Here is an 18,801-nt window from a genome sequence, read left to right as displayed (position 1 = left end):
ATAAATGAAACACATTCAAATCAGGAAACCTGATATAAAAGGCTTTTTTCATAAAATAAAAAACTTAAAAAAGGAAGATGTCAAAGCGCACTGGAAAGAGAGAAGGGAGCGGCGGCAGCAGATTCTGGAACAGCGCCGCAACAGTAAGTTTGCGAAGAAGATGCAGCCGGTATACAGGTTTATGGACAGGATCTCACTGATTCTGCATTTCCTGCTGGCATGTGTGCTGAACCTGCTGATTGAGGTGATCTCCCGTCATTCTCTGTTTGAGGCATGGGACTACATGGTGGGATCGCCAAAAGTATTTTTGTTCAATGCATTCCTGATATTTGCCACATTTTCCGTTGTCTATCTTGTCAGGCGGAGACTGTTTGCCAGAATACTGCTCAGTGTATTCTGGCTGTTTCTGGGAACTTGCAATGGGTATCTGCTTCTGAAAAGGGTAACGCCTTTTAATGCCCAGGACCTGAAGGTACTTTCGGACGCGCTGGCCCTGACAGGCAATTACTTTAACACATTTGAACTGATCCTGCTGATCGTGGGTATCGCCGCAGTGATTCTCTGGGTGATCTCCATGTGGCGAAGGGGCGGACAGTACGCGGGGAAAATGCATCGCATTCTTGCGCTGGCAGGAGTTGTATTCTGGCTTGGGGCCTATGTTTTTCTGACGGATGTGGCGATTGACAAGCGGGTTGTCTCCAACTATTTTGGAAACATTGCATTTGCCTATGAGGACTATGGTTTCCCGTACTGCTTTACTGCAAGTATATTCAATACCGGTATCTCAGAGCCTGCAGGCTACAGTGAAGAGACGATGGCTAAGATAAGCAACAACGGCAGTATTACAGAAAGTACAAACGGGAGGACTGAAGAAACGCTTCCGAATATTATTTTTGTGCAGCTGGAATCCTACTTTGACCCTACAGAGGTAGAGTGGCTCCAATTTTCGGAAGATCCGATCCCGAATCTGAGAAAGATGTATCAGGAGCATTCGACGGGTTACTTTAAGGTCCCTTCCGTTGGCGCCGGAACGGCGAATACAGAGTTTGAGGTGCTGACGGGGATGAGTATGCGTTTCTTCGGCCCGGGGGAATATCCCTATAAAACATACGCAAAGACCAAAGTACTGGAAAGTGCAGCCACCGCACTGGGTAAGTTTGGATATGGTGCAGAGGCGCTTCACAATAACGGCGGTAACTTCTACAGCCGCGCCCAGGTGTTCAACCACATGGGGTTTGACCATTATACGAGCAAAGAGTTTATGAACATTCTCCAGACTACGCCCAAGGGATGGGCTACGGACGATATCCTGATCCCGAATATCATGGATTCCATGGATACAACAGAACAGCAGGACTTTGTGTTTACCATCAGTGTGCAGGGCCATGGGGATTATCCGACGGAGAAGATGATTGAGAACCCGGAGATTGTGGTGAGCGGGGTGGAAGACGAGGGAAAACGCAATTCCTGGGAATATTATGTGAACGAAGTGTATGAAATGGATAAGTTTGCCGGTGATCTTGTGAAGGCGGTGGAACAGCGGAACGAGCCGTCAGTCATTGTATTTTATGGAGACCACCTGCCTACGATGGGACTGGAAGCAAAGGATCTCAAGAGCAGATACCTGTATAATACGAATTATGTAATCTGGGATAATATCGGGCTTGAGAAAGAGGATAGAAATATCCCGGCGTACCAGATCATGGCGGATGTATTTGAGCGTCTGGATATCCATTCCGGCACGATATTCAATTACCATCAGCAGAGGCGGCAGACCAAGAATTATCTGGCGGACCTGGAACTTCTGCAGTACGACATTTTATATGGAAAGCAGTATGTCTACAAAGACAGCGGACAGCCGATTACAGAAGGCCATATGGTGATGGGAGTGAATGACGCCGCGGTAACCGAACTGGTTTCCCAGTTGGACGGAACTTATAGTATCTACGGAGAAAACTTTACGAAACAGAGTAAAGTCTATATAAATGGTGAAAAACAGAGCAGTACGTTCCTGAATAATACCAGAATCGATTTAAAAGAAGCGTCCCTTGAGGACGGGGATATTCTGCAGGTGTGCCAGGTAGGTTCCAGCAATACCATATTCCGCTCATCCAGGGAATATAAGTATGAAGGCGGAAAGCTGACGGAGCTGCCGCTGACCATCGGCGGTGTGGAACCGGGCCGCGAAGCATTTGCAGAGCAGGAAACAGGTGAAGAGAAGTGACGTACACAGAGGCCGCAGAGTATATTTTAAATATTCCGAAGTTTACGGCAAAAAATAAGACGGGGCATACGATCCGGTTTCTTCAGTTTCTGGGAAATCCACAGGAAGGCCGCAGGGTGATCCACGTGGCAGGTACGAACGGAAAAGGGTCGGTGTGTGCATATTTGAACGCCATGCTGCTTGCCCAGGGAAAGACGGCAGGAATGTTTGTCTCACCCCACCTGGTAAAGATGAATGAGCGAATTGTGATCAACGGCTGCCAGATTGCAGACGAAGATTTTCTGGATGTTTTCGGGTATGTAATGGAAAAAGTGGAGGAGATGGAGGCGGAAAATCTGCCCCATCCGACCTTTTTTGAATTCCTTTTCGGGATGGCAATGACAGCTTTCGCCAAAGCCGGCGTGGAGTACGTTGTGCTTGAAACCGGTCTGGGGGGGCGTTTGGACGCCACGAATGCCATCGGGAAACCGTTGGTATCCGTGATTACTTCTATCGGACTGGACCATACGGCGATTCTTGGGGATACGCTGGAACAAATTGCATTTGAAAAAGCGGGGATTATCAAAAAGGGCGTGCCGGTGTTCTATGCAGACACCCAGGAGGCCAGCAGCCGCGTAATCGAGAAGAGAGCCGCAGAACTTGGGGCGCCCTGTAAAAAAATAGGGAAAGACGCGTACGAAATTCTGGGAATCCGGGACAAACATATTGCATTTTCCTGCGTAAATGCGTATTATGGAGATACTACATGGACTCTTGATAACATTGGGCTTTATCAGCCGGGCAATGCCATTCTGGCCCTGGAGGCTATGAGGCAGATCTTCGGAAACGAAGGGAAGATATGCCGGTGGCGGGAGGCCCTTGCCGGTGTAAGATGGGAAGGCCGCATGGAAGAGATACTTCCGGATGTCTATGTAGACGGTGCACATAATGTCAGTGCAGTTGAGAGCTTTGTACAGAGCGTTCAGGATAAGGAAAAAGGGAATATTATTCTGTTCTCTGCGGTACGGGATAAAGATTATGAAGAGATGATTGCCTGTCTGTGCAGAAATCTGAATACGGATTTCTACATGATTACCTTGATTGATGACGGGCGTGCTGCACGTATAGAAGAGCTGCAGCGTATTTTTGAAAAATATACGGAGAAACCTGTTTTCGCGCGGGAGTCCTTAGAAGAAGCGCTCCGTTACGTGATGGGTCATCAGCAGGACAGGACGATATACTGTCTGGGGTCTCTTTATCTGACTGGAATGATAAAAGCGCTCATTCCGGCCAGAAGGGAGAACGCTGTGAGAAAGCAGGGTGACAAGAATACCTGAGAAAAGGAGGCCGTGTAATGCTGGATTTTGAAGAAGAACTGAAGAAGTTTAAACCTAGCCTGGAAGTAGAAGACATTGAAGATGCAGTATATCAGGAAGATTTGTCAGATATGACGGACCTTCTGAGAGAAGTAATGGATCAGACGAAATAAGAAAGATAACGGTGAGCATAGATGGACTATACGAAGAAAATCTTATACCAGTCCAATTACTGGTATAATGATGGCCTGAGGAAAGCGCAGATACGTGACATGTCCGGTGCGGTTACCTCACTTCGGCGGAGTTTACAATATAATAGAGAAAATATTGCCGCCAGAAATCTTTTAGGCCTTGTATACTATGGCCGCGGAGAAGTGGCGGAAGGCCTGGTCGAGTGGATTATCAGTAAGAATCTGAAACCCAGGGATAATGTGGCTGATTATTTTATCAGTGAAGTACAGCAATCGGCCAGTGAGCTGGAAATAATCAACCAGGCCGTGAAGCGCTACAATCAGTGTCTTGTGTATTGCAGCCAGAATGGTGAGGATCTGGCAATCATCCAGCTGAAGAAGGTGGTTGCGTCTCATCCGACATTTTTGAAGGCCTATCAGCTTCTGGCGCTCTTATACCTGCGTACCGAGCAGTATGCCAAGGCGAGGCAGATTCTTCGCATTGCCAGAAAGCTGGATACGACGAATGACAGGACTTTGCGTTATATGCATGAGATGGCTAATTTGCGCGGTAAAAAAGTAAAAGATGGAAAAAAAGGCAAAGAGGAAACGGTAGAATACAGCCTGGGGAATGAGACGATCATCCAGCCAAAGCATGCCGGACTCAAGGTGCTGGCCAGTAAGTTTACGGTGATGAATATTGTCGTAGGGGCGGTGATCGGGGCAGCCATTGTTTGGTTTCTGATCGTGCCGGCAGTGAATGAGGCGAAAGCTGACAGCGTCAATAAGCAGATTATAGAGTACAGCGAGCGTATCAATGCAATGGAAGCACAGATCAGCGCCCAGACAAGGACGCTGAACCAATACCGGGAAAACGACGAGAATTCCGAGCAGGCTGCGCAGAATGCGGCCAGCACGGCTGAGAGTTATGAAAATCTGATGACAGTGTCCAACCAATTCTACTCCAACAGTTATACAGACGACGCCATGGCGGAGACACTGCTGAATGTAAATAAGGATGCACTGGGAGAAGGCGGTCAGGCGATGTATGATGAACTGGCCCAAAGCATTTTCCCGTCTGCCTGCCAGTCTTTGTATTCCGGAGGGACAGCATCCCTCGAAGTGGCTAACTATGATACGGCGATTGATTCCCTCAGCAAGGTAGTGCGTATGGACGAGGGATATGACAGCGGAGGAGCACTTCTGAATCTGGGAGTTGCCTATATGCGCAACGGCGACAACGATAATGCGGTGAAGTATCTGAAACGCGTGACCGAGCTGTACCCGGATACGGAACGCGCCCAGGAGGCTCAGAACAGCCTGGACAGTATTTCCCAGGGGGGAGATACACAGTCTGACGGCGGGCAGGATGCCGATCAGCAGAGTACGGATCAGCAGGATGGCAATGCGGATCAGACCGGCAGTGCAGACAACGAAGGACAGAATACAGAAGGACAATAGAGGCAGAAGAAGAGATACATAAGAGGACTGCAGCGCGGTGATACGCGGCTCAGACGGTTCTGATACACGAAAGATAAGGATATGTAGAAAGCTGCATATCCTTTTTCTGATGGGAAAAACGTTGCTGCTAAGACCTTTGGGGCGTGCGCAGTAACGAAAAAACGGCAGCGGGAAAGAAAAGAAGCGCAGGATACATGAAAGAGAGAACAGGACTGCGGGGAGCGCATAAAAAAGTCCGGAAGAATATGAATAGCATAGAGGAGGAGTACTATGAAGTATCAGGTGCAGGAGAACTGCCTGACAATTTACCTGCCCAGCGAGGTGGATCATCACAATGCGGAGGAAATGCGGAAAAATGCAGATGCATTGATTGAGAGGAACCATATTAAGTTTGTTATTTTCGACTTTGAGATGACGGATTTTATGGACAGTTCGGGAATTGGAGTTATAATGGGAAGGTATAAGATCATCCGCCTGGTGGGAGGCGAAGTCTGGGCGGTACACGCCAATGCGAGAATAAAAAAGATCCTGACGATGTCGGGAATGACAAAAATAATGCAGATATATGAGGAGGACGAGGCATGAAAAACACAAATGAAATGGAGATAATTTTTGACAGCCATTCATCGAACGAGGGATTTGCGAGAGTGGCAGTGGCATCATTTCTGACGCAGCTGAACCCGACAGTAGAAGAAGTCTCGGATGTGAAGACAGCCATATCTGAGGCGGTAACCAATGCCATAATCCATGGATATGAGAACGAGATACATAAAGTTTCCATCCGCTGCAGGATTGAAGGGCAGCAGATGACCGTGGAAGTAAGAGATCATGGAGTCGGGATTGAAAATATAGAACAGGCCATGACTCCTCTGTATACCAGCAAACCAGAGCTGGAACGTTCCGGGATGGGATTTGCTTTCATGGAAGCCTTTATGGATCATGTAGAAGTGGAATCCGAGCCAGGTGAAGGAACTACGGTTCGGATGAAGAAAACCATCGGAAAAGGAAGGGAGCTATGGACCACACAATCGCTTTAATCAAAAAATCACACGATGGAGATAAAGAAGCGAGAGAACGATTAGTAGAAGAAAATGTGGGGCTGGTATGGTGTGTAGTAAAGCGCTTCTATGGACGGGGGACGGATGCAGAGGATCTGTTCCAGATCGGCAGCATCGGGCTATTAAAAGCCATCGACAAGTTCGACCTGTCCTATGAAGTAAAATTCTCTACCTATGCAGTCCCAATGATATCCGGAGAAATCAAGCGTTTCCTGCGGGATGACGGTATGATAAAGGTAAGCCGTTCCTTAAAAGAGCTGTCTTACAAGATCTTTCAGGCCAGGGAAGCACTGACCGCAAGCCTGGGCCGCGAGCCGACACTCGAGGAGCTGGCCGTTACAATGGATGTAGACAAAGAAGAAATAGTACAGGCCATGGAAGCCGGCGGAGAAGTAGAGTCACTGTATAAACCGATCCACCAGAAGGAGGGAAACGAGATCCGTCTTGTGGACAAGTTGGAAGAAAAAGAAAGAAAGGAGGAAAAAATTCTGGACCATATGCTCCTGGCACAACTGCTGGAGACTTTGGATAAAGAAGAAAGACAGCTTATATATCTGCGGTACTTTGCGGATGAAACACAGTCCCAGGTGGGGAAAAAACTTGGGATCTCCCAAGTACAGGTCTCACGTATGGAGAAGCGGATTATTGAGAATCTGCGGCGGCTGGGGAGTTAGATGGGGAGGGGACGCCGGCCCAGATGCACCCAGCGTCGTAAAAGGTGAGGCGGCTTCCGGCGGACTGTGTATGCCATTTCCGGGGCCTCAAAGTGCGCGGGTTAGAATCCGTTAGAGAAAAAACAGGAAATATTGAGGGCAGAATTTGTTTTACAAAAACAAATTCTGTTGCCGCCGGCGGCGCGAATGCATCGGCATTCGGGCCAACTGCGGCAAGCACCCTCAATATTTCCTGTTTTTTCTCTTACGGATTCTCCGCAAACGGCCGGTTCCGGAAATGGCATACACAGTCCGCCGGAAGCCGCCTCACCTTTTACGACGCGAACGTATACTTTCGCATTTTTTTCAAATACTATCACTACTATATTTTTGGAAAGGTTAGGTGGCCTCTATGGAAAATGGAAGAAGGAAAATTCGTATCTGCCTCTTCGGCATTGTGCTTGCGGCGGTGGTTGTGGGTATTTTTTATTATTATTTTAATGGAAGCGGGCAGCCCTCTGCCAGTGAGGGAACTCTGATTCAGGGACCGAAGGTGGAATACTATGGCTGTTAATCATGATACAGTGTATCTCAAGGGTGACAGGAACGTTGAGGTACAGAAAAAAGATGTCACCTTAGGTGATATTGTTGCTATGGAGTGCAGCAATAAGGAGATGATTCCAAAACTGAAAACCCTGAAGATCCTGAAGATACCGGATAAGAAAAAACAGCGTATGGTAATCTCTATCTTAAAAATTATTGCCTGTATCCATGAGAAATATCCCGGACTTGAAGTACAAAATCTGGGAGAACAGGATATAATTATCACTTATGAAGAGCAGAAGACGCCCGGTATGGTATGGCATGTAATAAAAACGGTCATTGTAGTGCTGATTACTTTCTGCGGCGCTGCTTTTTCGATTATGGCTTTTAATAATGACGTTTCTACGTCAAGATTATTTTCACAGATTTACGAGTATGTGACAGGCGACGTTTCCGATGGATTCACAATACTTGAGGTGTCCTATTCTGTAGGAATTACGGTAGGTATCCTTGTATTTTTCAATCACTTCGGAAAGAAGCGCTTTACAGTGGATCCGACGCCTATGGAGGTGCAGATGCGCCTTTACGAAAATGATATCCAGACAACTCTGGTCGAGGATGCATCAAGAAGGGAGCAGGAGCTGGATGTGGGTAAATCAAATCATATTAGCAGTCATCGGACTTAGCGGCGGGCTTGTCGTCGCAGGCGGGCTGTTTTCTTTTATTATAGAGCTGGGAGTGGTAGCAGATTTTGCAGACCGGACACATACCGGCGACAGAATTCTGCTTTATGAAGACTGTGTCGCCCTGGGGGGTATTGCAGGTAATCTTTTTTCCGTATTTGAGATCCATATCTCTCACGGAAACTGGCTGATCCCGGTATTTGGGATTCTGGCCGGTATCTTTGTGGGCTGCTGGTCAATGGCTTTGGCTGAGATATTGAATGTATTCCCGATTTTTGTACGCAGGCTGAAAATTGTACGGTATATATCTGCGTTTATCATCAGCATGGCGCTTGGAAAAGGGATCGGGTCTTTTGTGTTCTTTTTGCAGCGGTGGTAGCAGGAAGGTAAAATGAAGAGTCAGCCGTAAGCCTAAAAGTTTGTTAAGAAGTTTTCAAAGAACGAGTCAGAAAACTTGACTTATTTCTTATGCCGGTGTAAAATTTAGAAGTAGTATAAGGCTATCCAATCAAGGAATATGTTTCTTAATTAGGGTAGCCAGTTTTTATTTAGGAGGAGAAGGTATGAAAAAGAAAATCTTGAGCGCACTGCTGTGCGCAACGTTGGTTATCGGCCTGGTTGCAGGCTGCGGTGCCAAACCGGCTGCAGAGGCAGACACTTCAGATTCAGACGACAAGAAGACAGAGAGCACATCAGGCATTGCAAAGGAAGATCTGAAAGTCGGCTTTGTACATGTTTCTGATGCCAGTGATATGGGGTATACATACAACCATGATCTGGGAACCAAGGAGATGCAGGAAGCATTGGGATTAAGCGATGATCAGATTATCAATAAGTTCAATGTTCCTGAGGGTGCTGAATGTGATACCGCGCTGAGAGAATTGGTTGACGCCGGCTGCAACATTATTTTCGCAACAAGTTTTGGATTTGAAGACTACGTAAAAGAAGTAGCAGCGGAGTACCCGGATATCCAGTTCTGCCACGCTACAGGATTCCAGGCAAAAGACTCCGGATTGAGCAACATGCATAATTATTTTGCATCTATTTTTGAAGCCCGTTACCTGGCAGGTATCGCAGCAGGTATGAAGACAGAGTCTAATAAGCTGGGTTATGTAGCTGCGTTCCCGTTTGCTGAGGTTATCAGTGGATATACAGCATTCTACCTGGGGGCTAAGAGTGTGAATCCGGATGTGACCATGGATATCATGTATACGAATTCATGGAACGACCCAACGGTTGAATCACAGGTTGCAAAAGCTTTGATCGAGAGAGGCTGCGATGTGGTTTCCCAGCATTCAGACTCTACGGCACCGGCAACGACGGCTGAGGAGTACGGCGCTTTCCAGGTTGGATATAACAATGATATGATTGAAGCAGCACCGAAGGCTTCCCTGATTTCCGCACGTATTGACTGGGGTATCTATGTAACGGATGCAGTACAGGCAATGATTGACGGCAAGGAGATCCCGGTTGACTGGTGTAAAGGTCTGAAAGATGGCGCAGTTTATCTGTCACCACTGAATACTGACATTGCAGCAGAGGGAACTCAGGAAGCAATCGACAAGGCGACTAAGGCACTTGAGGCAGGCGAGATCCACGTATTCGATGGTCCTCTGAAAGGGACAAGCCCGGATGGCGAAACAATAGAAGTTGCTGAAGGCGATTACTATCACGAGCAGGAAGAAGCTTCCGCACCATCCTGGTGTTACATCATCGAAGGATGCAATGTGGTTGAATAATCGAGTTGCCGGGAGCACCCGATTGGTGTGAAAAGCAGCATTATCGATTCATCCAGGGATAAGTTCATTGACAGAGCCGTTGTATGACGGCTCTGTTTTTGGAGAGAGGCCTTTTCGGGCATTCCGTAATGCATGTCATTGCAGGGACGTGTATTGCGGTGTACCCGAACGGGGGACAGAAAAGGAAGAGAAGAAAGACAGGAAGAGTAAAAGGAGGGTGAAGACTTGGGCGAGACTACAGAGTATGCTGTGAAAATGCATCACGTCACCAAAACATTTGGAAAGGTCGTTGCCAACAAGGATGTTGACCTGGAGCTGAAGAACGGAGAGATACTGGCGCTCCTTGGTGAAAATGGGAGCGGTAAAACGACGCTGATGAATATGCTTTCAGGGATTTATTTCCCGGATCATGGGGAAATCAGTATCCACGGCACACAGGTGACAATCCGTTCGCCGAGGGATGCGTTTGGACTGGGAATCGGAATGATCCACCAGCATTTTAAACTGGTAGATGTTCTGACGGCGGCGGAAAACATCGTGCTGGGACTTGACGGGAAGGCGGTGCTGAACCGGAAAGAAGTAAATAAAAAGGTGGCGGAGATTGCATCCAGATATGGGTTTGAGATCGATCCTGCCAAGAAGATTTATAACATGGCCGTCTCAGAGAAACAGACGGTTGAAATTCTGAAGGTTTTGTACAGAGGGGCAGATATCCTGATTCTGGATGAGCCTACGGCAGTACTGACGCCGCAGGAGACGGAGAAGCTTTTCGCGGTGCTGCGTAACATGAAAAAGGATGGCAAATCCATCATCATTATTACGCATAAGCTGCATGAGGTGCTGGCGATATCCGACCGTGTGGCGATACTTCGCAAGGGGGAATACATAGGTGCTGTTGAGACAGCAAAGACAAACCAGGCGGAGCTGACGGAGATGATGGTAGGGCGTCCGGTCAGTCTGGAGATCGACAGACCGAAGCAGGAGCGGGGCATTGAGCGTCTTCAGGTCATTGACCTGACCTGCCTGAATGGTGAGGGCGTCAAGGCGCTGGACAATGTCTCTTTCTCGGCGTATGGAGGTGAGATACTGGGTGTTGCCGGAATTGCTGGCAGCGGCCAAAAAGAACTCTGTGAGGCGATTGCCGGCCTGTATCCTGCCATCGGCGGCTCGGTGCTCTACGCGGGAGAACATAACGGAGAGCCGATCAAAGAGCGCATTCTGGGGCTCAAGCCCGACGAGATTGTAAAAAAGGGCATCTCTATGGCCTTCGTTCCTGAAGACAGGCTTGGTATGGGGCTGGTTGCCGGAATGGATATGACAGACAACGTAATGCTTCGAAGCTACAAAGATAAAAAAGGCCTTTTTGTAGATCGGAAAACACCAAAGGCAGTGGCTGAACAGCTCATTGAGGAGCTGGAGATTGTAACGCCCGGAGTAGAGACGCCTGTGGGAAGGCTTTCCGGGGGGAACGTCCAGAAGGTACTGCTGGGCAGAGAGATTGCCCTGAGCCCGTCCGTATTGATTGTGGCATATCCGGTGCGGGGGCTGGACATCAACTCTTCCTATCGGATCTATGACCTGCTGAACGAACAGAAGAAAAAGGGTGTGGCTGTTATATTTATCGGAGAAGATCTGGACGTGCTGATGGAACTCTCCGACCGCATTATGGTTCTCTGCGGAGGAAAGGTGAGCGGTATTGTAGATCCGCGCACAGTGACGAAGGAAGATATCGGCCTGATGATGATCCATGTGGGGGAAGAGAAAAACGGCCCGAAGAGCAGTGACGAGGAAAGTGCCGGCGGACATCCAGCCGGTGAAAATAAGGATGAGACTACAAAAGAGGAGGCAGGGGTATGAGCAGTAAGCAGACACAGGTAAAAGAACCACTGATCCGTATGGTGAAAAGAGGTTCTATTTCACAGCAGAAGGCCTGGGGAATCCGTGCGGCCGCTTTTCTTCTGTCGCTTGTGACCGGGGGGCTTTTAATCCTGGTTCTCGGACATAACCCGCTTGCTGTATATAAGGCAATGGTAATCGGATCCTGGGGTTCCAGAACTGTAATCCATGAGACCGTAAAACTTGCGGTTCCGCTTCTGATCACGGCAATCGGTATTTCCTTTGCGTTTAAAATGAAGTTCTGGAATATCGGGGCAGAGGGGCAGATCCTTGTGGGGGCAGTTGCAGCGGGTGCGTTTGGATTGTTCACCGCGCATATCTTCCCAAAGATTCCGCTTGTGATTCTGATGCTTCTGGCAGGTATGGCAGCTGGCGGCCTTTACGGTCTGCTTCCGGCAGTCTGTAAGGCAAAATGGGGAACCAATGAGACACTGTTTACCCTGATGCTGAACTATATCGCACTTGCATTTATTAAATATCTGATGAATGGCCCGTGGAAAGCGCCGGGAAGCAGTTTTCCGAAGATTGCCATGCTGGTGCAGGGCGCAAGGCTGAAAAAGGTACTGGGCGTCCACTGGGGCTGGATTCTGGCACTGGTTCTGGTTGTCCTGGCATTCATCTATTTCAATAAGACGAAGCAGGGCTATGAGATTGCTGTTGTGGGACAGAGCAATAACACGGCGAGATATGCGGGAATCAACGTCAGCAAAGTTTTTATCCGCACTATGTTTTTATCCGGTGCAATGTGCGGCCTCGTAGGAATGCTCCAGTTTGCGGGCGCAGATTACACGATAACGGAAGGAACCGCAGGCGGTGTCGGATTCACTGCGATCACGGTGGCATGGCTGGCAAAGATGAACCCCTTTGGAATGCTTGTGGTTTCCGTATTTATCGCCATGCTTGAGAGGGGATCCAATACCATTCAGACGAATTTTAAGATACCGGCTTCGGCTTCGGATCTGTTGATCGGAATCATCCTTTTCTTCATGCTTGGATGTGAGTTCTTTATTACATACCGTCTGATATTCAGAGGAAAGGAGGAACAGCATGCTTAGTACATTAAACAGTTTATTCATTGCGGCAGTACTGGCAGGTACACCGCTGCTGCTGGGGGCGCTGGGGGAAATCCTGACTGAAAAATCAGGAAACATGAACCTCGGTGTGGAAGGCATGATGTTCATGGGGGCGATTACCGGTCTGGCAGGCTCTTACTATTACGAGCAGGCCGTGGCAAAATCCGGCGGCAGTGTCAGCGGGACGGTATCTGCATTGATTGCGCTTTTGGTGTCATTTATAGCGGGAGCCTTTGGAGCGCTGATCTACGCGTTCCTCACCATTTCTCTGCGTGCGAACCAGAACGTAACCGGTCTGACGCTGACCATCTTCGGTACAGGTTTCGGCAACTTTTTTGGGGAATACATCGGACAAAAGGCCGGTGGATATGTAGCAGTAAGCGGTACCACAAAAGCAGCTTTTTCAAGGCTGCATATACCGGTGCTGTCTGATATCCCGATTATAGGCAAGCTGTTATTCGAATATAACTGGCTGGTATATTTTGCAGTGATCCTGTCCATATTTATGGCATGGTTCTTTAACAAATCCCGTGTGGGCCTGAACCTCAGAGCAATTGGGGAAGATCCGGCCACAGCCGATGCGGCGGGAATCAATATTACAAAATACAAGTATATTGCAACCGTAGTGGGCGGTGGAATTTGTGGAATCGGCGGTATGTACATGAGCATGGTTACCACATCCGGCGTCTGGGTACACGGATGTGTCAGCGGCTACGGCTGGCTCGCTGTTGCCCTTGTAATTTTTGCGACATGGAGACCTGCAAAAGGAATATTAGTTGCACTGATATTCGGGGGCCTGACAATCATGCGTATGTACGTAAATATCCCGGGACTCCCGGCACAGATCTATGACATGCTGCCATATGTGGCAACAATCGTGGTTCTGGTAGTCACAAGCATGCGCCAGAGCAAAGAGCATGCACAGCCGAAGAGCTGCGGCCTAAATTACTTCCGGGAGGAGCGGTAGTGACGGTGATCGAGGTGGGGACGCTGTGAAAAACCGCGGAGAAGCGGCTGCTGCCGGAAACGGGAACAGGGGGGCTGGAAACGGTATACGGCGGTAAGCTGGAGTAAAGCAAAAAGGAAGGAAAACTAGGGTGAGATATGTGATTTGTGATCACATATCTCATCCTAGTTTTCCTTCCTTTTTACTTAACTCCAGCTAATCGCCGTAAAGACGCTTCCAGCCCCCCTGTCCCCGTTTCCGGCAGCAGCCGCTTCTCCGCGGTTTTTCACAGCTGGGTGCATCCGGGCGGAAATGAACGGCACTTAGCGAGGCTCTGATGGGGGAGGTGGATGGAATTGAACTTACGATAAGATTGGGGAGGATAAGTATATAAAGAATCTTAACCATCATAAGCCAAATTCGCTTCTTCATTCCCTCTCCGCGCAGGCGCCCGACACTCTAAATAACCTTAAACAGCCAATAAATAATCCCCAAAGCCCAGCTCGTGAATATCCCATAAAGTATCACCGGCCCCGCGATGGTAAAGATCTTACACCCAATCCCGAAGACTTGCCCTTCTTTTTTATATTCAATAGCAGGTGATGCAACAGAGTTGGCGAATCCTGTGATAGGAACCAGGGCTCCGGCTCCGCCCCATTTTGCGATTTTAGGATAGATATTGATTCCGGTAAGTATAACGCTGAGCAGAACCAGGAGCAGGGAAGTCCAGCTGCCGCATTCGTCCTTGGATAAGCTCTGAAGTTCACAGTAATTGTAGATGAACTGCCCGACCGTGCAGATGATTCCTCCCGTAACAAAAGCTTTTGCCATATTAACATAAACATTGTGAACAGGAGTTTTTTGTTTTACATAATCCTGGTACTGCTTTTCCTGCTTCATTTTTTCTACTTTATCCATATCTGTTTCTCCTTTAAACACTAGATTGAGATTAGTATTTGGAAAATAAGATAGAATATACCAGCAAAATTGGTTCTGTTTATTTTTTATAACTATGAGCACTTAGTGGCCGATTTTTTGGACACTTATGTGTGATGCATAAAAAATAGTCGGCTAGGTTTTTTCGCGCCTTACTATTTTTTATAGTTTTTCTCTTTGCTTTGTAAATCTTTTTACGGAAACCAGATAACTTACTGCAACCATTATGATATCAAGCAAAACAGCAATAATCCAGAAGATAAATGGATGCTTACCGGTTAAAAACGGTATTATAATATCATACAAATCGGTCAGCGTGATGATCAGAAAAAGTCCGACCGGGAGAATCACCGTGAGCAGATAAATGATGGAGGCTGCGTTCAGACCAGTGATGAAGCTGGATAATAGATTGACACTGGTGATAAATACGGCGCTCAGCCAGCCGCCTAAAAATAAAAGAGCGTATGTCTTCCATGAGATGCTGTCTGTGATAGCGTGATGCAGGATACAGAACAGGAGCATCTCGGCCAGATACAGGAGATGGCAGGAAAATGCGGCCTGAAACCGCGCTGTAACGATATCCCTCTGTGTATAAGGCATAAGCCTTGCAGACATCATTCCCTTGTAATTGGTATCCAGATCCTTCATCGTTGCCGGTAACCCTGACATGCTGATGGGCGAGGCAATCACCAGGAAAGTAATGGCGCCGTAAATATTTCTCAGCACGAGCAGGAAAAATAAAAAGTATACGGCTTCCATAATATAGGTTACTTTTGTATTCTTTCTATAAAACGTAAGCAGATCTCTGTAAACTAATCCTGACATGTGATAACCCCCTTAATATAGAAAAGCATAATGTCTTCAATGGTTGCGCGTTCGATGACCAGATCCGAAAAATGGGATAGCAGCTCCTGTTTGCTGCGGACCAGGACCTGTACGGAGTAATCGCCCTTTATATAAGCCTGATAATCATCCGGCGAAAGCGCTTCGAAAAAGCTGCTGCTGCAGTTCAACACCCCGTATTGGTTATCAATTTCCTCTTTTGACTTCATGAACCGAATCCTGCCTTCATGCATGAAGATGATATAATCAGCTATTTTATCCAGGTCACTCGTGATATGGGATGAGATCAGGACAGAATGATTTTCATCCAGAACAAAATCCTGAAGAAGATCCAGGATTTCGTCTCTCATCACCGGATCCAGCCCGGATGTTGCCTCATCAAGAATCAAAAACTCGGGATTGTGGGATAAAGCAATTGCGAAGTTCAGCTTTACGTTCATACCCTTTGATAATTCCTTTATTTTTTTGTCTGCGGGAAGGTGGAATCTGTCCAGGTATTCTTTAAAAAGATTGCTGTCCCAGTTTGTATAAGAACGCTTCATAATGGCGTCAATATCGCGGCAGTAAAGGTGCGGAACCTGGTGCAGTTCATCCAGGACGGCTCCGACCTTCTGTTTAATCTCACGCTCCTGTTTTCTAAAATCCATATCCAATACACGTATATCACCGCTTTCAATGGAGATCATATTCAAGATGGCGGAAATTGTAGTTGATTTGCCGGCGCCGTTCTCCCCGATCAGGCCGACGATCATCCCCTTGGGAACCGTAAAAGACACATCATCCAGTTTGAAATCCTTATATGTTTTCGTTAGATGGCTTACGCTTAATATATGATCCGTAAAATATTCCATAAATCAGTCCTCCTTGTAAAATAATTCAAGAATATGAATGAGCTGTGACAGCGGGATACCGTTGCACCTTGCTATCCCGGCAGCTTCTTTGAGCTTTTCTTCCGCAATCCGCAGCTGTTCTTCTCTAATAAAATCTTTGTTCCGGGCAGAGACGAAGGTTCCTTTCCCGGGAATTGTTTCTATAAATCCATCCCTCTGAAGATCTTCGTAAGCATGCTGAGCGGTGATAACGCTGATGTGCAGGCTCTTAGCAAGCATACGCATAGAAGGAAGGGCATCCCCGGCCTTGAGCTGTCCGCTCATAATCATCCCTTTAATCTGGGATGTAATCTGCTCATAGATAGGCTTCCCCCCGCTGCTGCTGAGAATAATATCCAAATGTAATCCCTCCTTCCCGTAGAACATCGTATAATCATTAACAACTATTTTTTTTAGAAACATTGCGCAGCCAAACATGTACTCAACTGTACTTACTGTATAAGTACAATATATACAAAAAGTATAATTTTGTCAATAATTTATTTTAAAAACTACCCACAGCTAAAAAAGCCCCCATCCCTATCCCATCCGCAGTTCCGGTCAGCACCGCCAAAATCCGAGTGCATCCCTTCCGACCGGATGCACCAGCTTACCGTGAGCCGGGAGATGCTGCGGGAAGTGCCTGTCCTGTTGGAAATGCATATGAGCAAGCTTAGCAGCAGTTAGAGGAAATCCGCAGAATCAGCCGGAAAAAAGCTGCTCCCGAAGCAGCTTTTTAAAACACCTGAGGCGCTTAATCATCAGATTAAGCGGTGAATGTGTTTGGTTCCGGCTGATTCTGCGGATTTCCTCTTACTGCTGCTTAGCACAGCGGGCTGTATTTCCAACAGGACAGGCACTTCCCGCAGCATCTCCCGGCTCACGGTAAGCGTCCCCCATGAATAATTTGCAACAACCCTGGTATACTAATCATAAAAATCCAAGCAAATTATAAATGGAAACGAGGGAAAGAGATGAATCAGGTAAAAGGCAGCCAGAGCATCGGCTTTGGAGAATCTCCTTATCTTATCAGCAGCGGCTCCGTAGTCGGAAGTAAGGAAGCGGAAGGGCCGCTTGCAAAATTATTTGATATGACAAACCAGGATGATCTTTTCGGGGCAAAGACCTGGGAAGAGGCAGAGAGCAATATGCAGAAAGAGGCGTGCGTACTGGCATTGGGTAAAGCACATGTACCGCCGGAAAATGTGCGGTATCTGTTTGGAGGCGACCTTCTGCGTCAGGGGATTGCAACTTCTATGGGGGTTGAGGCGCTGCAGATTCCTATGTTCGGACTGTACGGAGCATGCTCCACTTCAGGAGAAGCGCTGGCACTCAGCGCGATGAGCGTAGCAGCAGGGTATGGGGACTATATGCTGGCTGTCACATCCAGCCATTTCGGGAGCGCAGAAAAAGAATTCCGTTTTCCTTTGGGGTATGCGAACCAACGGCCATTATCTGCGCATTGGACTGTGACAGGGAGCGGTGCATTTCTGGTGGGTACCGAAAAAAGCCATATCCGCATCAGCGGGGTAACCGTAGGTAAAATTGTGGATTATGGGCTAAAAGATTCCCAGAATATGGGAGCATGTATGGCGCCGGCCGCGGCGGACACCATTGCACAGAACCTGCAGGATTTTGGGAGAAAAGTGGAAGATTACGACAGAATTATTACCGGAGACCTGGGGTACGTGGGGCAGGATATTCTGTTCGACCTGATGCAGGGAAAAGGCTATGATATTAAGACAAAACATATGGACTGCGGCATGACAATCTATGACCAGCAGGCCCAGGATACCCATGCAGGGGGAAGCGGGTGCGGGTGTGCGGCAGTCACTCTGGCGGCCTATATTCTGCCGAAGGTGAAAAAAGGGGAGTGGAAGCGAATTCTGTTTGTTCCTACAGGTGCACTGATGTCCACCGTCAGTTTTAACGAGGGAGCCAGCGTGCCCGGTATTGCACATGCCATTGTGCTGGAACATTGTTAGTTTAAAAGAAGCAGGGTTGTAAATTTAAAAATTACGCCCTCAAAGGAGGTTCTTATGGATTATTTAAAAGCATTTTTAATAGGCGGTATCATCTGTGCAGTGGTGCAGATTCTGTTGGACCGTACAAAACTTATGCCGGGAAGGATCATGGTACTTCTTGTATGCAGCGGTGCTGTTCTGGGGTTCCTTAATATATACGAGCCATTCCAGAAATTTGCAGGTGCAGGGGCAAGCGTTCCGCTGCTTGGTTTTGGCAATGTTCTCTGGCAGGGCGTGAAGGAAGCGGTAGATAAAAATGGATTTCTGGGAATATTTATGGGCGGTTTCAAGGCAAGCGCCGTTGGAATCTCGGCAGCCTTGATTTTTGGGTATATTGCATCCTTTATTTTCGAGCCGCGGATGAAAAAATAAAATCCATATAAAATAT

At 47.6% G+C, this 18,801-nt stretch carries 20 protein-coding genes; 16 read left to right on the top strand and 4 right to left on the bottom strand.

Translation table 11 applies throughout. From position 1 onward, the window contains the following. Window positions 1-4 precede the first annotated feature (4 nt). From GKG43_RS08060 to GKG43_RS08005, 14 genes are all read left to right on the top strand, one after another. Window positions 5-2,224: an LTA synthase family protein gene (locus GKG43_RS08060; RefSeq protein WP_129878945.1), complete on the top strand. Its 2,220-nt coding sequence runs from the start codon at window positions 5-7 to the stop codon at window positions 2,222-2,224. Then, the gene (locus GKG43_RS08055; RefSeq protein ID WP_055154657.1) at window positions 2,221-3,540 is read left to right on the top strand and encodes a folylpolyglutamate synthase/dihydrofolate synthase family protein; all 1,320 of its coding nucleotides are present in this window, start codon (window positions 2,221-2,223) and stop codon (window positions 3,538-3,540) included. Before GKG43_RS08060 ends, GKG43_RS08055 begins: the two co-directional genes overlap by 4 nt. A 17-nt stretch (window positions 3,541-3,557) precedes the next feature. Next, entirely contained in the window at window positions 3,558-3,692 is a 135-nt protein-coding gene (locus tag GKG43_RS23585; protein ID WP_255350410.1) for a hypothetical protein, read from the top strand. Between the two features lie 21 nt (window positions 3,693-3,713). Then, window positions 3,714-5,150 carry a tetratricopeptide repeat protein gene (locus GKG43_RS08050; protein ID WP_129878944.1) on the top strand — a complete coding sequence of 479 codons (1,437 nt, stop codon included), beginning with the start codon at window positions 3,714-3,716 and terminating at the stop codon, window positions 5,148-5,150. Between the two features lie 270 nt (window positions 5,151-5,420). Next, window positions 5,421-5,735, top strand: a complete 315-nt coding sequence (locus tag GKG43_RS08045; RefSeq protein ID WP_025656554.1) for an anti-sigma factor antagonist — start codon at window positions 5,421-5,423, stop codon at window positions 5,733-5,735. Further along, window positions 5,732-6,187: an anti-sigma F factor gene (gene spoIIAB / locus GKG43_RS08040; protein WP_025656555.1), complete on the top strand. Its 456-nt coding sequence runs from the start codon at window positions 5,732-5,734 to the stop codon at window positions 6,185-6,187. Before GKG43_RS08045 ends, spoIIAB begins: the two co-directional genes overlap by 4 nt. Then, window positions 6,166-6,882 (top strand): RNA polymerase sporulation sigma factor SigF, encoded by a 717-nt coding sequence (sigF, locus tag GKG43_RS08035; RefSeq protein ID WP_025656556.1) that lies wholly within the window; start codon window positions 6,166-6,168, stop codon window positions 6,880-6,882. Before spoIIAB ends, sigF begins: the two co-directional genes overlap by 22 nt. 391 nt (window positions 6,883-7,273) lie before the next feature. Then, on the top strand, window positions 7,274-7,435 hold the full coding sequence (locus GKG43_RS22910) for a hypothetical protein (RefSeq protein ID WP_167702493.1): 162 nt from the start codon (window positions 7,274-7,276) through the stop codon (window positions 7,433-7,435). Then, on the top strand, window positions 7,425-8,090 hold the full coding sequence (locus tag GKG43_RS08030; protein WP_050640065.1) for a stage V sporulation protein AA: 666 nt from the start codon (window positions 7,425-7,427) through the stop codon (window positions 8,088-8,090). Before GKG43_RS22910 ends, GKG43_RS08030 begins: the two co-directional genes overlap by 11 nt. After that, a complete protein-coding gene (locus tag GKG43_RS08025) occupies window positions 8,050-8,466 on the top strand; it encodes a stage V sporulation protein AB (protein WP_025656558.1) in 417 nt (138 codons plus the stop codon). Before GKG43_RS08030 ends, GKG43_RS08025 begins: the two co-directional genes overlap by 41 nt. A 184-nt stretch (window positions 8,467-8,650) precedes the next feature. After that, window positions 8,651-9,826: a BMP family ABC transporter substrate-binding protein gene (locus tag GKG43_RS08020; RefSeq protein WP_050640064.1), complete on the top strand. Its 1,176-nt coding sequence runs from the start codon at window positions 8,651-8,653 to the stop codon at window positions 9,824-9,826. A gap of 255 nt (window positions 9,827-10,081) precedes the next feature. Beyond that, on the top strand, window positions 10,082-11,683 hold the full coding sequence (locus GKG43_RS08015) for an ABC transporter ATP-binding protein (protein WP_050640837.1): 1,602 nt from the start codon (window positions 10,082-10,084) through the stop codon (window positions 11,681-11,683). Next, window positions 11,680-12,777: an ABC transporter permease gene (locus tag GKG43_RS08010; protein ID WP_025656561.1), complete on the top strand. Its 1,098-nt coding sequence runs from the start codon at window positions 11,680-11,682 to the stop codon at window positions 12,775-12,777. Before GKG43_RS08015 ends, GKG43_RS08010 begins: the two co-directional genes overlap by 4 nt. Then, entirely contained in the window at window positions 12,770-13,762 is a 993-nt protein-coding gene (locus GKG43_RS08005) for an ABC transporter permease (protein ID WP_055152818.1), read from the top strand. Before GKG43_RS08010 ends, GKG43_RS08005 begins: the two co-directional genes overlap by 8 nt. Window positions 13,763-14,200: 438 nt before the next feature. Here the strand turns inward: GKG43_RS08005 and spoVAC are convergent, their stop codons facing one another. The 4 genes from spoVAC to GKG43_RS07985 form a co-directional block, all read right to left on the bottom strand. Next, complete coding sequence (spoVAC, locus tag GKG43_RS08000; RefSeq protein WP_025656569.1) at window positions 14,201-14,659, bottom strand: stage V sporulation protein AC; 459 nt, start codon at window positions 14,657-14,659, stop codon at window positions 14,201-14,203. A 180-nt stretch (window positions 14,660-14,839) separates the two neighbouring features. Beyond that, window positions 14,840-15,502 (bottom strand): ABC-2 transporter permease, encoded by a 663-nt coding sequence (locus GKG43_RS07995; protein WP_050640062.1) that lies wholly within the window; start codon window positions 15,500-15,502, stop codon window positions 14,840-14,842. Further along, window positions 15,490-16,371, bottom strand: coding sequence for an ABC transporter ATP-binding protein (locus tag GKG43_RS07990; RefSeq protein ID WP_055152816.1), 882 nt, complete (start codon window positions 16,369-16,371; stop codon window positions 15,490-15,492). Before GKG43_RS07990 ends, GKG43_RS07995 begins: the two co-directional genes overlap by 13 nt. A gap of 3 nt (window positions 16,372-16,374) precedes the next feature. Then, window positions 16,375-16,749, bottom strand: coding sequence for a GntR family transcriptional regulator (locus GKG43_RS07985; RefSeq protein WP_050640060.1), 375 nt, complete (start codon window positions 16,747-16,749; stop codon window positions 16,375-16,377). 614 nt (window positions 16,750-17,363) lie between these two features. Here GKG43_RS07985 and GKG43_RS07980 point away from each other — a divergent pair. Both GKG43_RS07980 and spoVAE read left to right on the top strand, forming a co-directional pair. Then, complete coding sequence (locus GKG43_RS07980) at window positions 17,364-18,374, top strand: stage V sporulation protein AD (protein WP_025656573.1); 1,011 nt, start codon at window positions 17,364-17,366, stop codon at window positions 18,372-18,374. 54 nt (window positions 18,375-18,428) lie between these two features. Next, window positions 18,429-18,785 (top strand): stage V sporulation protein AE, encoded by a 357-nt coding sequence (gene spoVAE / locus GKG43_RS07975; protein ID WP_050640059.1) that lies wholly within the window; start codon window positions 18,429-18,431, stop codon window positions 18,783-18,785. The last annotated feature ends 16 nt before the right edge of the window (window positions 18,786-18,801 follow it).

This window comes from Eubacterium sp. BIOML-A2, from assembly GCF_009680135.1.
Lineage (GTDB): Bacteria > Bacillota > Clostridia > Lachnospirales > Lachnospiraceae > Faecalicatena > Faecalicatena contortus_B.
This window is presented reverse-complemented; position numbering and strand designations above follow the sequence as displayed.

Coding starts and splice junctions, on each gene's coding strand:
- GKG43_RS08060 (WP_129878945.1), top strand. CDS start 5: ATGAAACACATTCAAATCAGGAAACCTGATATAAAAGGCTTTTTTCAT.
- GKG43_RS23585 (WP_255350410.1), top strand. CDS start 3,558: ATGCTGGATTTTGAAGAAGAACTGAAGAAGTTTAAACCTAGCCTGGAA.
- GKG43_RS08050 (WP_129878944.1), top strand. CDS start 3,714: ATGGACTATACGAAGAAAATCTTATACCAGTCCAATTACTGGTATAAT.
- GKG43_RS08045 (WP_025656554.1), top strand. CDS start 5,421: ATGAAGTATCAGGTGCAGGAGAACTGCCTGACAATTTACCTGCCCAGC.
- spoIIAB (WP_025656555.1), top strand. CDS start 5,732: ATGAAAAACACAAATGAAATGGAGATAATTTTTGACAGCCATTCATCG.
- sigF (WP_025656556.1), top strand. CDS start 6,166: ATGGACCACACAATCGCTTTAATCAAAAAATCACACGATGGAGATAAA.
- GKG43_RS22910 (WP_167702493.1), top strand. CDS start 7,274: ATGGAAAATGGAAGAAGGAAAATTCGTATCTGCCTCTTCGGCATTGTG.
- GKG43_RS08030 (WP_050640065.1), top strand. CDS start 7,425: ATGGCTGTTAATCATGATACAGTGTATCTCAAGGGTGACAGGAACGTT.
- GKG43_RS08025 (WP_025656558.1), top strand. CDS start 8,050: ATGTGGGTAAATCAAATCATATTAGCAGTCATCGGACTTAGCGGCGGG.
- GKG43_RS08020 (WP_050640064.1), top strand. CDS start 8,651: ATGAAAAAGAAAATCTTGAGCGCACTGCTGTGCGCAACGTTGGTTATC.
- GKG43_RS08015 (WP_050640837.1), top strand. CDS start 10,082: ATGCATCACGTCACCAAAACATTTGGAAAGGTCGTTGCCAACAAGGAT.
- GKG43_RS08010 (WP_025656561.1), top strand. CDS start 11,680: ATGAGCAGTAAGCAGACACAGGTAAAAGAACCACTGATCCGTATGGTG.
- GKG43_RS08005 (WP_055152818.1), top strand. CDS start 12,770: ATGCTTAGTACATTAAACAGTTTATTCATTGCGGCAGTACTGGCAGGT.
- spoVAC (WP_025656569.1), bottom strand. CDS start 14,659: ATGGATAAAGTAGAAAAAATGAAGCAGGAAAAGCAGTACCAGGATTAT.
- GKG43_RS07995 (WP_050640062.1), bottom strand. CDS start 15,502: ATGTCAGGATTAGTTTACAGAGATCTGCTTACGTTTTATAGAAAGAAT.
- GKG43_RS07990 (WP_055152816.1), bottom strand. CDS start 16,371: ATGGAATATTTTACGGATCATATATTAAGCGTAAGCCATCTAACGAAA.
- GKG43_RS07980 (WP_025656573.1), top strand. CDS start 17,364: ATGAATCAGGTAAAAGGCAGCCAGAGCATCGGCTTTGGAGAATCTCCT.
- spoVAE (WP_050640059.1), top strand. CDS start 18,429: ATGGATTATTTAAAAGCATTTTTAATAGGCGGTATCATCTGTGCAGTG.